Source organism: Rhodococcus sp. B50, from assembly GCF_013602415.1.
Lineage (GTDB): Bacteria > Actinomycetota > Actinomycetes > Mycobacteriales > Mycobacteriaceae > Rhodococcus.
In genome coordinates this window covers 1,662,559-1,674,865 of record NZ_WPAG02000002.1, presented here as the reverse complement: position 1 = coordinate 1,674,865, position 12,307 = coordinate 1,662,559, and the positions used below count along the sequence as shown (strand labels likewise).

The 12,307-nt window shown below is 68.1% G+C and carries 13 protein-coding genes; 9 read left to right on the top strand and 4 right to left on the bottom strand.

The genetic code is table 11. The features are described from left to right. Nucleotides 1–16: 16 nt before the first annotated feature. The 3 genes from dapB to GON09_RS08060 all read left to right on the top strand — a co-directional run bounded on the left by dapB (nt 17) and on the right by GON09_RS08060 (nt 1,847). Nucleotides 17–751, top strand: a complete 735-nt coding sequence (gene dapB / locus GON09_RS08070; RefSeq protein WP_213934347.1) for a 4-hydroxy-tetrahydrodipicolinate reductase — start codon at nt 17–19, stop codon at nt 749–751. Then, nucleotides 748–1,227, top strand: a complete 480-nt coding sequence (locus GON09_RS08065) for a hypothetical protein (RefSeq protein WP_213931350.1) — start codon at nt 748–750, stop codon at nt 1,225–1,227. Before dapB ends, GON09_RS08065 begins: the two co-directional genes overlap by 4 nt. A gap of 116 nt (nt 1,228–1,343) precedes the next feature. Continuing rightward, nucleotides 1,344–1,847, top strand: a complete 504-nt coding sequence (locus GON09_RS08060) for a flavodoxin family protein (RefSeq protein ID WP_213934346.1) — start codon at nt 1,344–1,346, stop codon at nt 1,845–1,847. A gap of 40 nt (nt 1,848–1,887) precedes the next feature. Here GON09_RS08060 and GON09_RS08055 read toward each other — a convergent pair whose 3' ends face one another. Next, nucleotides 1,888–2,328: an SRPBCC family protein gene (locus GON09_RS08055; protein WP_213931349.1), complete on the bottom strand. Its 441-nt coding sequence runs from the start codon at nt 2,326–2,328 to the stop codon at nt 1,888–1,890. Between the two features lie 58 nt (nt 2,329–2,386). Continuing rightward, entirely contained in the window at nt 2,387–2,968 is a 582-nt protein-coding gene (locus GON09_RS08050) for a hypothetical protein (RefSeq protein WP_213931348.1), read from the bottom strand. A 143-nt stretch (nt 2,969–3,111) separates the two neighbouring features. Here GON09_RS08050 and thyX point away from each other — a divergent pair, with 143 nt between their 5' ends. The 6 genes from thyX to GON09_RS08020 all read left to right on the top strand — a co-directional run bounded on the left by thyX (nt 3,112) and on the right by GON09_RS08020 (nt 11,452). After that, entirely contained in the window at nt 3,112–3,867 is a 756-nt protein-coding gene (gene thyX / locus GON09_RS08045) for an FAD-dependent thymidylate synthase (protein ID WP_213931347.1), read from the top strand. Nucleotides 3,868–3,996: 129 nt separating this feature from the next. Beyond that, complete coding sequence (gene dapA / locus GON09_RS08040) at nt 3,997–4,902, top strand: 4-hydroxy-tetrahydrodipicolinate synthase (RefSeq protein WP_213931346.1); 906 nt, start codon at nt 3,997–3,999, stop codon at nt 4,900–4,902. Continuing rightward, the gene (locus GON09_RS08035) at nt 4,902–6,707 is read left to right on the top strand and encodes a ribonuclease J (RefSeq protein ID WP_244865440.1); all 1,806 of its coding nucleotides are present in this window, start codon (nt 4,902–4,904) and stop codon (nt 6,705–6,707) included. The genes dapA and GON09_RS08035 overlap by 1 nt, the downstream gene beginning before the upstream one ends. Before the next feature lie 88 nt (nt 6,708–6,795). Beyond that, the gene (locus GON09_RS08030) at nt 6,796–7,422 is read left to right on the top strand and encodes a TIGR03085 family metal-binding protein (protein WP_213931345.1); all 627 of its coding nucleotides are present in this window, start codon (nt 6,796–6,798) and stop codon (nt 7,420–7,422) included. Between the two features lie 93 nt (nt 7,423–7,515). After that, entirely contained in the window at nt 7,516–10,299 is a 2,784-nt protein-coding gene (locus GON09_RS08025; RefSeq protein ID WP_213931344.1) for a DNA translocase FtsK, read from the top strand. A 169-nt stretch (nt 10,300–10,468) separates the two neighbouring features. Further along, on the top strand, nt 10,469–11,452 hold the full coding sequence (locus GON09_RS08020) for a TerC family protein (protein ID WP_213934344.1): 984 nt from the start codon (nt 10,469–10,471) through the stop codon (nt 11,450–11,452). Here the strand turns inward: GON09_RS08020 and GON09_RS08015 are convergent. Continuing rightward, nucleotides 11,442–11,726 carry a YciI family protein gene (locus GON09_RS08015; protein ID WP_213931343.1) on the bottom strand — a complete coding sequence of 95 codons (285 nt, stop codon included), beginning with the start codon at nt 11,724–11,726 and terminating at the stop codon, nt 11,442–11,444. The genes GON09_RS08020 and GON09_RS08015 overlap by 11 nt on opposite strands. Nucleotides 11,727–11,751: 25 nt before the next feature. After that, nucleotides 11,752–12,279, bottom strand: a complete 528-nt coding sequence (locus GON09_RS08010) for an amino-acid N-acetyltransferase (protein ID WP_213931342.1) — start codon at nt 12,277–12,279, stop codon at nt 11,752–11,754. Nucleotides 12,280–12,307 lie beyond the last annotated feature (28 nt).

The following is a 12,307-nucleotide window of genomic DNA, read 5'->3' as shown; positions in this document are numbered from 1 at the left end:
TGCAACACAGGTTCGGGTGGGTGTGCTCGGTGCTGCCGGCAAGGTCGGTCAGGCGATCTGCGCCGCCGTCGACGCCGCGCCCGATCTCGCGCTCGTCGCCACCGTCGACAAGGGCGACAGCCTCGACGCCTTCGTGAGCTCGCAGACCCAGGTGGTCGTCGACTTCACCCATCCCGACGTCGTCATGGACAACCTGCACTTCCTCGTCGAGAACGGCATCCACGCAGTGGTCGGCACCACCGGCTTCGACGACGAGCGGCTGGCTCGGGTGCGGGGCTGGCTCGCCGACCGCCCCGAGGTGGGCGTGCTCATCGCACCGAACTTCGCGATCGGTGCCGTGCTGTCGATGCGCTTCGCCCAGGCCGCGGCCCGATTCTTCGATTCGGTCGAGGTGATCGAGCTGCACCACCCGAACAAGGCCGACGCCCCGTCCGGCACGGCCTACCGCACCGCTCGACTGATCGCGCAAGCACGTGCCGAGGCCGGGGTGGCGCCGAGCCCGGACGCCACCACCACCGAACTAGAGGGTGCGCGTGGCGCCGACGTCGACGGTGTCCGAGTGCACTCCGTGCGTCTCGCCGGACTCGTCGCCCACCAGGAGGTGCTGCTCGGCACCCAGGGCGAGACCCTCACCATCCGGCACGACTCGATCGACCGATCCTCCTTCGCGCCCGGCGTGCTGCTCGGCGTGCGGGAGATCGGAAAGCGGCCGGGGCTGACCGTCGGAATCGATCCTCTCCTCGACCTGTGAGAACCGGCCTGCTGAAAGTCCTCGTGCCCATCGCGTTCATCGTGGTGGCACTGGGGTTCTACTTCGTTCTGCTCGGCTCCACCGGACTGGAGCTGATCCGGTCCGGCGAGGTAGCGGCCATCGGTCTGGGAATCGGGATCCTCATCCTCCCCGTCGTGGGTGCCTGGATCGTCTACGCCACCATTCGAGCCGGCCTGCAGCATCAGCACCTCGCCGGGCGGATCCACGACGAAGGGCTCGAACTCGACGTCGACGATCTGCCCCGCATGCCGTCGGGGCGGATCGATCGGGACGCCGCCGACGAACTGTTCGCGACCGTGAAGCGGGAATGGGAAGCCGACCCCGACAACTGGCGCAACTCCTATCGGCTCGCGCGCGCCTACGACTACGCGGGCGACCGCAGTCGCGCGCGCGAGACCATGCGACGGGCCGTCGCGCTCGAGAAGCTCGAACGGGACGGCCACGCCGATTCCTGAGTCGCACGATGCGGTCGACTTCCCTGCGCGGCGAGCGGCTTCGACAACCCTGCGCGGCGAGCGGCTTTGACAACCCTGCGCGGGTGCAGCAGCCTGCTGATGTGACGGACGAGGCTGTGAGAGACCAGGCGGGACCGGACGAGGCAGGACGGGGGGACGGATCCCGCACGGTGCTGGTGGTGCACCACACCCCGTCGCCGCCCACCCGCGAGATCCTGGAAGCGGTACTGGCCGGTGCTCGGGATCCGGAGATCACGGGCGTCACCGTCCGGGTGGTTCCCGCGCTGGGCGCCACTGTCCCCGATGTGCTGGCCGCGGACGGCTTCCTGTTCGGCACCACCGCCAATTTCGGCTACATGTCGGGTGCGCTCAAGCACTTCTTCGACACCGTCTACTACCCGTGTCTCGACGCCGTGGCCGGCCGCCCCTACGGGCTGTGGGTGCACGGAAACAACGACACCGCCGGGGCGGTGGCGTCGGTTCGCCGCCTGACCACCGGGCTGGGTCTCGTGCAGGCCGCCGCTGACCTCGAAATCACCGGGCCGGTCGACGCGAAGGTGCGCGAGCAGTGCTACGAGCTCGGCGCCCTCGTCGCAGCGACCGCAGCCGGTGAGATCTGAATCGATCGCCCGCGATCAGCGGAAATCCTTCACCTCGCGCTCAGCGAAAATTCTTTTCCGCGAACGACTTCAGTCCTTTCCCTGCGGTCTCGAGGGCCATCTTCTCGGCGCGCCGGACGAGGAAGCCGGGGACGGGGATCTTCGGGTCGATGGTCAGCGAGAAGTCGACCGCTGTGCCGGATCCCTTGGCGGCGAGGGTGTAGGCGCCGTCCTGTTGCCGCTGCTGGCTGCTCTCCACCAGGGTCCACGACATCGACTCGTCGCCGTTCCACGAGTACTCGACGACCTGCTCGTCGGTGATGCCGACGATCGAGACCGTCATCCGCACGCGGTGCGGCCGTCCGTCGGGATGAGTGGACTCGACGGTGACGGACTTGTGGGTCGACGACCACTCGGGCAGGCGTTCGACCGCGGCGAGCGCGGCCATCACCTGCTCCGGGTCTGCGTCGATGTCGAAACTCCTGGTGCTGCTGACCGCCATGCGCCCTCCGTGTCGCCCGATATGTGTGCGTCGGCACTCTATCGTGCGGTGAGTTGCCTCACGTGTCGGCGCGAGGATCCGTGTCGTCGCGGCCGGTGGTGTCGTTCGGTCCTGTCGTGTCGTCGTGGTCGGACGACTGCTGCTCGGTGGGTGCGGGCGGGGTGGGCTTGGCCCAGCCGCCCTGGCGGCGCCATTCGTCGGCCCGGCGCTGGTAGCGCATCTGCTCCCGCAGCGCCCCCTGCACGGCCTGCGCCATCCAGGAGTTGAGCGACAGGCCGCTCTGCTGTGCCGCTTCCTCTGCCTTGGTCTTGATCTGCTCGACGAGGCGCAGGGTCACCCGGCTGATATCGCCCGTCATCTCCTCGAAGGACGGCGTCGGATCCTCGTGCGGGGCAGCGGGTTCGCTGTGGACGGCGAGGACCGCGTCGGTGCCGTCGAGGCGCACGGTGACCGTGCGGTCGCCGAGTTCGCCGCTGACCTCGTTGGCCATGTCGGACAGAGCGGCCAGGAGCGCGAGCCGGACGGGAGCGGCGATGGCCGTCGCCAGGGCCGCGGCGGTACGCCGGGTCTGTTCGTCGCCGAGTTCGGCCGCCGCGATCACGGAGTCGGTGATGGCGGACGTGTATTTGTCGATGTCCATGACGCCAGTGTGGCGTCATCAATGATGTCACGCAAGGTGCCATGATGGCGTCATCGATCGGTGCAGGTCGAGGCGCGTTACTGTGCGGACGGAAGAGACCGTGCGTCCCGGGAGGGCGCAACGGCAGAGGCGAGGAGGAGACGATGGCGCCCGAATCCGCCGATCCGAAGGTCCGGCTCATCGCCACGACGGAGTTCCACCTCCCCGACGACGTTGCCTGGGACACCGACGCCGAGGGCGGCGAAGCGTTGATCGAATTCGCCGGTCGCGCCTGTTACCAGAGCTGGTCGAAGCCCAACCCCCGCACCGCGACGAACGCCGGCTACCTCCGCCACCTGCTCACCGTCGGACATCTGTCCGTTCTCGAGCACGCCACCGCGACCTTCTACATCACCGGCATCTCGCGTTCGTGCACGCACGAACTGATCCGGCACCGGCACTTCTCGTTCTCGCAGCTGTCGCAGCGTTTCGTCGCCGACGGCGACGTGCCGGTGGTGGTTCCGCCGGCGATCGCGGGAGATGCCGAACTCGAAGAGCTGTTCTTCGCCGCCGCGGAACGCAGTCGCGAGGCCTACGTGGCACTGCTGGCGGCGCTCGACGAGAAGCTGGCGCATCTCCCCGCCGGGCCGCTGCGTGCCAAGCAGGTCCGTGAGGCCGCCCGGGCGGTGCTCCCCAATGCCACCGAGACCCGCATCGTGGTCACCGGTAACTACCGTTCGTGGCGGCATTTCGTGGCCATGCGGGCGACCGAACACGCGGACGTCGAGATCCGGCGTCTCGCCGTCGAATGTGTACGTCAGCTCGCGGAGGCCGCGCCGAACGCGTTCTCGGACTTCACGATCACGAAGTTGCCGGACGGCAGCGAGATCGCCGCTCCCACACTCGCGACCGATCTCTGATCGACGAGGTCACCGATCTCCGATCGACGAGGTGACCGATCTCCGATCGACGAGGTGACCGATCCGGGATCCGTCTTCGGGGGGCGGGCGTGTGTCGAGACGGCACTGCCACGCGGTAGCCTTCTGACCATGACCAACGGTGATTCCGCAACTGCTGTCGAGCTTCCGTTCGGCACCGTCGCCACAGCGATGGTGACCCCGTTCACTGCCGATGGCAAGCTCGACGTGGATGCGGGCGTGCGTCTGGCGAACTACCTCGTCGACGGTGGCTGCGACGCACTGGTTCTCGCCGGTACGACCGGTGAATCGCCCACGACGACCGAGAACGAGAAGATCGAGTTGATGCGGGCCGTGCTCGCATCCGTCGGCGACCGCGCCAAGATCATCGCCGGCGCCGGCAGCAACGACACCGCCCACAGTGTCGAGCTCGCCCGCGACGCCGCGCGGGCCGGTGCGCACGGACTGCTCGTGGTGACCCCGTACTACTCGCGGCCCCCGCAGGCCGGTCTCTACGCTCACTTCGTCGCGGTGGCCGACGCGACCGATCTGCCGGTCATGCTCTACGACATTCCACCGCGATCCGTCGTTCCGATCGAGACCGATACGCTGCGCCTGCTCGCCGAGCACCCGCGGATCGTCGCGGTCAAGGATGCCAAGGGCGACCTGAACGCGGGTGCCGAACTGATCGGCGCCACCGACCTGAAGTTCTACTCGGGCGACGACCCGCTGAACCTGCCGTGGCTGTCCGTCGGTGCCGTCGGATTCGTCAGCGTGATCGGCCATCTCGTGCCCGCTCGTCTCCGCGAGCTGCACACCGCCTTCGAGGCCGGCGATCTCGAACTCGCACGCCGTATCAATTTGTCGATGGTCCCCATCTACCGGGCCGTCGCTCGACTGGGAGGGGTGAGTGCCTCGAAGGCAGGTTTGCGACTTCTCGGCATCGATGTCGGAGAGCCTCGCCTGCCGCAGGTTGCCCCGGTGACTGCGCAGATCGACGCTCTCGCGGCGGATCTTCAGGCTGCGGGGGTGCTGTGATGAGCCGCCCCGATCGCGGCCGGGGCCGCGCCACCCGTAACGCCGGTCCGCCCTCCCGCGGCCCGCGCCGGGTGGTGCAGAACTCCGCCACTCCCCAGCGGCCCGATGCACGCGTCGTCGATCCCACCGAGCGGTTGGGTACGCCTCCGAAGGCTCCTCGCGACGGACTGCGGGTCGTTGCGCTCGGAGGTATCGGCGAGATCGGCCGCAACATGACGGTCTTCGAACACCAGGGACGGCTCCTGATCGTCGACTGCGGTGTGCTCTTCCCCGAGGATCAGCAGCCGGGCGTCGACCTGATCCTGCCCGACTTCCGGTACATCGAGGACCGGATGGACGACGTCGAGGCAATCGTCCTCACCCACGGCCACGAGGACCACATCGGTGCCGTGCCGTTCCTGCTGCGCCTGCGACCCGACATCCCGGTCGTCGGTTCCAAGTTCACCTTGGCGCTGGTCGCGGCCAAGTGCCGCGAACACCGTCAGCGTCCCAATCTCGTCGAGGTCGTCGAGGGGCAGACCACCTCGCACGGACCGTTCGAGTGCGAGTACTTCGCGGTCAACCACTCCATCCCGGACGCGATCGCCGTCGCGATCCGCACCGCCGCGGGTGTCGTGCTGCACACCGGCGACATCAAGCTCGACCAGCTGCCGCTCGACAACCGCCTCACCGACCTCGCGGGTTTCTCCCGCCTCGGCGACGAGGGCGTCGACCTGTTCCTCGTCGACTCGACGAACGCCGAGGTCCCCGGTTTCGTGACGCCCGAGCGCGAGATCGGCGGAGTGCTCGACACCGTCATCGGCAAGGCCACCAACCGGGTGATCGTCGCGTCCTTCGCGAGCCACGTGCACCGGATCCAGCAGATCATCGACGTCGCCGAGCGCTACAACCGGCGCGTGGCGTTCGTCGGCCGGTCGATGGTCCGCAACATGCAGATCGCACAGGATCTGGGCTACCTGAACGTGCCGGACGGCCTCGAGGTCGACATCGACACCGCGGCGAGCCTGCCCGACGACCGCATCGTGCTGGTGTCCACCGGTTCGCAGGGCGAACCACTCTCGGCGCTGTCCCGGATGGCCCGAGGTGAGCACCGGCAGATCAACATCCGGGCCGACGACCTCGTCGTGCTCGCGTCGTCGCTGATCCCCGGCAACGAGAACTCCGTCTTCGCGGTCGTCAACGGTCTCGCCAAGCGCGGAGCGAAGGTCGTCACCCAGCAGAACGCGAAGGTGCACGTCTCCGGCCACGCCTCGGCCGGCGAGCTGCTCTATCTCTACAACGCGGTGCGCCCGACCAACGCGATGCCGGTCCACGGCGAATGGCGCCACCTGCGGGCGAACGCCGCCCTCGCCGAGGCCACGGGTGTTCCCCGCGAGCGGATCGTGCTCGCGGAAGACGGTGTGGTCGTCGACATGGTCGACGGGCTCGCGCAGATCGTCGGGCGGGTCCCGGTCGGTCACGTCTACGTCGACGGTCTGTCGGTGGGCGACGTGGGGGAGTCCACCCTCTCCGATCGTCTCGTCCTCGGCGAAGGCGGCTTCATCTCGATCTCCGTCGCGGTGGACGCCGCCACCGGCCGTGCGGTGAGTACCCCGGAGGTCTCGGGTCGCGGCTTCTCCGACGACCCGGCCGCACTGAACGAAGCGGCGCAGCTCGTGGACAAGGCGCTCAACGAACTCGCCGCCGAAGGGGTCACCGAGACCCATCGCATCGCTCAGGGCATCCGCCGCGTCGTCGGCCGCTGGGTCGCCGAGACCTACCGCCGTCGTCCGATGATCGTGCCCACGGTGATCCCGGTCTCCTGAGCGCGGTCGGCGAGTACGGTCGGTGGGGCCCGGAGAACACGCGGATCGTGCGATGGGCGAGGGCGGGAGCGGTCGCTAGAGTGGCGGAATGAGCCTCGCCCGAAGCGAACGACATGCCCTCGTCCGCACCATGTCCGAGGTCGGACCCGACGCGCCCACGCTCTGCGGCGACTGGACGGTCCGGGATCTCGCCGCGCACCTGCTCGTCCGTGAGCGCCGCGTCGACGCGATGCCCGGCATCGTCGTTCCCGCCCTGGCCGGGCACACGGAGAAGGTGCGACGCTCCACGACCGACCGGCAGTGGGCGCACCTGCTCGCCGATGTCGATTCGGGCCCGCCGAAGTGGTCGCCGATGTTCCTGTTCGACGCCGTCGCCAACGCGGCGGAGATGTTCGTGCACCACGAGGACGTGCGCCGCGCGCAGCCCGGATGGGAACCGCGAGCGCTGTCGGCGGACGACCAGGACCAGCTCTGGCGGATCGCGCGGATGCTCGGCCGCAACAGTTACGGCGGGTGCGACGTCACCGTGGTGTTCGAGAGGTCCGACTCGGGCGAGAAGGTCACCCTGCGCAAGCGGGGGCCGCGCACCGTCGTGCTGCGCGGCGAGCCGTCCGAACTCGTGTTGCACGCATTCGGCCGCGACGAGGTGCGGCTCGAGATCGAGGGCGACGAGTCGGCGGTGACCGAACTGGCGGGGTCGAAACGCGGATTGTGAGGACCGCTCCGGAGGGGCGTGTGACCAGTGCCGCCGTCCGGTACCCGTGTTGCTGATGGTTCATGAGAGGCCCGTGCGGCTACCCTGGCGGATATGGCAGGAAAGTCGTCGGGTAGCCGCGGAACGTCGTCTACGACCTCTCGGTCGCGGACGGGGGCGCGGAGCTCGGGCGGCAGTACGGCCCGTGCCCGCAGCGCGGGTGCCTCCACCTCGAAGACCGGATCGACCGCGAAATCGAAGGCGGCCGGTTCGGGCAGGTCCACTGCCGCGCGCAAGCCGCGCGCCGCGACCTCGACCTCGACCACGAACCGTCGCAGCGGTGGCACCGCGCGCCGTGCCCCGGCTGCCGGTCGCAGGCCCGCCCCTGCCCGGCCCCGGCGCAGTTCCGGGGGCATCCTGACCGCCGTCGGCCGCACCGTCGGTGCCGGCTGGATGATGACGGCCCGTGCCGTCGGAGCCACGACCCGCACGATGGGTCGCGCCACCGAGATCGAGTCCGGCCACCGCCGCGACGGCATCGCGCTCGGACTGATCTCGATCGGGGTGATCATCGCCGGCACGGTGTGGTTCGGCGTCGGTGGTCCGGTGGGGGAGTGGGTCGAGACGGCTGTCCGCGCCGTCACCGGCGGCGCGAGCGCGGTCCTTCCGCTCGTCGCGGTCGGGATCGCGGTGACCCTCATGCGCACCGAACCGCATCCCGAGATCCGTCCCCGGCTCGTCGTCGGCGGACTGCTCGTAGGTCTGCCCGCCCTCGGCCTGTGGCACATCGCCTCCGGCTCGCCCACCGACGCGGAGGGCCGCGCCGAGGGAGCCGGATTCGTGGGTGCCGCGGTGGGCGGGCCGCTCACCTCCGGACTCACCGTCTGGCTGTCCGTGCCGCTGATGCTCCTCGCAGCCGGCTTCGGAATCCTGCTGCTCACCGGCACCACGGTGCGTGAGCTGCCCGAACTGTTCCGCGACTACTTCGGTCTCGGCTACCGCGCCGACGACGAGTACGGCGAGTACGACGACCACTACGACGACGGCTACGGCTACGACGAGCCGCCGATGTTCGACGCCGACGGCTACCCCCTCGACGAGACGCCCGCGCCGAAGAGGTCCAGGCGGCGGCGCACCCCGGTGGAGAACTATCCGCCCGACGAGTTCGACGGCGACGCGAAGACCGAGGTTCTCCCGCTGTGGGACGTCCGGGCACCCGAACCCGAAACGCCCGCGTCGCCGCCTCCCACGCTGGAGATGCCCTCGGTCTCGGAGAGTCGGGCCGCGGCGCCGGCTCCCGCACGGAGGAAGCCGAAGCCCGCTCCGGTTCCCGAGGTCGTCGACCAGACGTCCGAGCCCGAACCTGCCGAGACGTTCGTTCGCGACCGCGAGGTCGAAGGCGACTACACGCTCCCCTCGCTGGAACTGCTCACGAAGGGCGACCCGCCGAAGACGCGGTCGGCTGCGAACGACCAGATGATCGAGGCGATCACCGAGGTCCTCGAGCAGTTCAAGATCGACGCCGCCGTCACCGGCTTCACCCGCGGCCCGACCGTCACCCGCTACGAGGTCGAACTCGGCCCGGGCGTCAAGGTCGAGAAGATCACCGCGCTCGCTCGCAACATCGCATATGCGGTGGCAACCGACAACGTCCGGTTGCTCGCGCCGATCCCGGGCAAGTCCGCCGTCGGTATCGAGGTCCCCAACACCGACCGTGAGCTCGTACGTCTGTCGGATGTGCTCGCGTCCCCCTCGACCCGCCGCGACCACCATCCGCTGGTCATCGGTCTCGGCAAGGACATCGAGGGCGACTTCGTCTCCGCCAATCTCGCGAAGATGCCGCACCTGCTGGTCGCCGGTTCCACCGGTTCCGGTAAGTCCAGCTTCGTCAACTCGATGCTCGTGTCGTTGCTCATCCGCGCGACCCCCGACGAAGTGCGGATGATCCTCATCGACCCGAAGATGGTCGAATTGACCCCCTACGAGGGCATCCCGCATCTGATCACGCCGATCATCACCCAGCCGAAGAAGGCTGCCGCAGCGCTCGCCTGGCTCGTCGAGGAGATGGAGCAGCGCTACCAGGACATGCAGGCCAACCGCGTGCGGCACATCGACGACTTCAACACGAAGGTGAAGTCGGGAGAGATCACCGCACCGCTGGGCAGCGAGCGCGTGTACCGGCCGTATCCCTACATCCTCGCCATCGTCGACGAGCTCGCCGACCTGATGATGACGGCCCCGCGCGACGTGGAGGACGCGATCGTCCGCATCACCCAGAAGGCCCGGGCCGCCGGCATCCACCTCGTGCTGGCGACACAGAGGCCTTCGGTGGACGTCGTCACGGGTCTGATCAAGACGAACGTGCCCTCGCGACTCGCGTTCGCGACGAGTTCGCTCACCGACTCGCGAGTCATCCTCGACCAGCCCGGCGCCGAGAAGCTCATCGGTATGGGTGACGGGCTGTTCCTGCCCATGGGTGCGGGCAAACCCGTGCGCATGCAGGGTGCCTTCATCACCGACGAGGAGATCGCGGCGGTCGTCGACTTCGCGAAGAACCAGGCCGAACCCGAGTACAACGAGGGCGTGACCGCCCCGAAGGCCGGCGACAAGAAGGACGTCGATCCCGACATCGGTGACGACCTCGACGTCTTCCTCCAGGCTGTCGAGCTGGTGGTGACGAGTCAGTTCGGTTCCACGTCGATGCTGCAACGCAAGTTGCGCGTCGGATTTGCGAAGGCCGGCCGTCTTATGGACCTGATGGAGACACGCGGGGTCGTCGGACCCAGTGAGGGCAGCAAGGCGCGAGAGGTGCTGGTCAAGCCGGAGGAGCTCGACGGCCTGCTGTACTCGATCCGCGGTGGAGGCGAGGCTGCGGAGGCTCCGTCGGGCGCGGAATAGGCGCCTGTGGCACAATCGAGGGAGCTGTGGAGGGGAGTATCCCCTGATCCGCGGCGGTCTCGTCAACACGTGCGGCGCCGACGCCGTCCCGGGGCCGTCGGTCCGGTAACGATCCGGGCGGGAGAGACCTCCGGCAGGTACGACAACCTACCGGAAGGCTGTGATGCCCGTGCACGTTACTCTGACGACCTGGTTGATCACGATCGCCGTCATCATCGGACTGTTCGTCTTCGACTTCTTCGCCCACGTTCGCAAGCCGCATGCTCCGACGCTGCGGGAATCCGGATTCTGGTCGGCGGTGTTCATCGCCATCGCGATCGTCTTCGGCCTCATCGTCTTTGCTGTATGGGGACCGACCTACGGCGGCGAGTACTTCGCCGGGTACATCACCGAGAAGGCGCTGTCGGTCGACAATCTGTTCGTCTTCGTCATCATCATGGCGACCTTCGCGGTGCCCCGTGAGTACCAGCAGAAGGTCCTGACGATCGGTATCGTCCTGGCGCTGATCATGCGCGGCGCCTTCATCGCGGTGGGTGCCGCAGCGATCAACGCCTACAGCTGGGTGTTCTACCTCTTCGGCATCTTCTTGATCTACACGGCCGTCAAGCTCATCCGCGATCACGGCGAGGACCCGCAGGGTATCTCGGAGAACCGCATCGTGAAGCTGGCCCGCAAGTTCCTGCCGGTGCACGACGAGTACGACGGCGACAGGCTCGTCACCCGCATCGACGGCAAGAAGATGGTCACCCCGATGTTGCTCGCGCTCGTCGCGATCGGGTTCACCGACATCCTCTTCGCGCTCGACTCGATCCCCGCGATCTACGGCCTGACCAACGAGCCGTACCTGGTCTTCACCGCGAACGCCTTCGCGCTGATGGGCCTGCGCCAGCTGTTCTTCCTCATCGGCGGCCTGCTCGAGCGGCTCGTCTACCTCTCCTACGGACTGTCGATCATCCTGGCGTTCATCGGCGTGAAGCTGGTGCTCCACGCCCTGCACGAGAACACGCTCGGCTGGATCAACGGCGGCGAGCACGTCGCCGTCCCGGAGATCTCCACCGCGGTGTCGCTGATCGTGATCGTCGGGGTGCTGGTCGTGACGACCGTGGCGAGCCTGTTGAAGACGCGAGGGGCGAAGGAACCCGTCAAGCGTTGAACACGCCCATCACCGGGTTCCATCCGGTGATGCGTACGGCGTCGACGAGGTCGCGCTGCGCGAACGGGTCCTGGTCCATCAGTTCGCGCGCCGCGGCCTCGTCGGCCACGTCGACGAGGATGAGCGCACCCGACCCGTCCGTCCAGGGACCGGTCGCCCGCACGACGCCCTGCTCCACGAGATCACCGAGCCACGCGCGGTGCTTCGGACGGTATTCGTCGCGCGCCGCGGCGGTCGCGTCCGAATAGGTGTACTCGACGGCGAACAGGGCCATCGGGGCCTCGCTTTCGTGAGCTCGATCAGAGGGTGAGGAGCATCCGGGTATTCCCGAGCGTGTTCGGTTTGACATAGCTCAGGTCCAGGAACTCCGCGACGCCCGTATCGTACGACCGGCACATCTCCGCGTAGACCTCGGCCGTCACCGGAGTCCCCTGGATCTCCGCGAAACCGTGCCGCGAGAAGAACTCCACCTCGAAGGTGAGCACGAACAACCGCTCCAGCTCGAGTTCGCGGGCGACCTCGATCAGGCGCGACACGATCAGGTGACCCGCACCGTGGCCCTTGACCGACGGGTCGACGGCGACGGTGCGTACCTCGCCGAGATCCGACCACAACACGTGCAGGGCCCCGCAACCGACGACATGGCCTCCGAGTTCGGCCACCCAGAACTCCTGGATCGCCTCGTACAAGGTCACCAGGTTCTTCTCGAGCAGGATCCGACCCGCGTAGATGTCGATGAGCCGCTTGATCTCGGGCACGTCTGAGGTTCGGGCGCGCCGCACGACCATTCGATCGTTCGATTCGTGGTTCGTCGGCGGTGTCGTCATGCGGTGAACAGTAGCGCGTGCGGCTACC

Coding starts and splice junctions, on each gene's coding strand:
- GON09_RS08015 (WP_213931343.1), bottom strand. CDS start 11,726: ATGGCCCTGTTCGCCGTCGAGTACACCTATTCGGACGCGACCGCCGCG.
- dapA (WP_213931346.1), top strand. CDS start 3,997: ATGACCAACGGTGATTCCGCAACTGCTGTCGAGCTTCCGTTCGGCACC.
- GON09_RS08025 (WP_213931344.1), top strand. CDS start 7,516: ATGGCAGGAAAGTCGTCGGGTAGCCGCGGAACGTCGTCTACGACCTCT.
- GON09_RS08035 (WP_244865440.1), top strand. CDS start 4,902: ATGAGCCGCCCCGATCGCGGCCGGGGCCGCGCCACCCGTAACGCCGGT.
- GON09_RS08010 (WP_213931342.1), bottom strand. CDS start 12,279: ATGACGACACCGCCGACGAACCACGAATCGAACGATCGAATGGTCGTG.
- GON09_RS08055 (WP_213931349.1), bottom strand. CDS start 2,328: ATGGCGGTCAGCAGCACCAGGAGTTTCGACATCGACGCAGACCCGGAG.
- GON09_RS08050 (WP_213931348.1), bottom strand. CDS start 2,968: ATGGACATCGACAAATACACGTCCGCCATCACCGACTCCGTGATCGCG.
- GON09_RS08030 (WP_213931345.1), top strand. CDS start 6,796: ATGAGCCTCGCCCGAAGCGAACGACATGCCCTCGTCCGCACCATGTCC.
- thyX (WP_213931347.1), top strand. CDS start 3,112: ATGGCGCCCGAATCCGCCGATCCGAAGGTCCGGCTCATCGCCACGACG.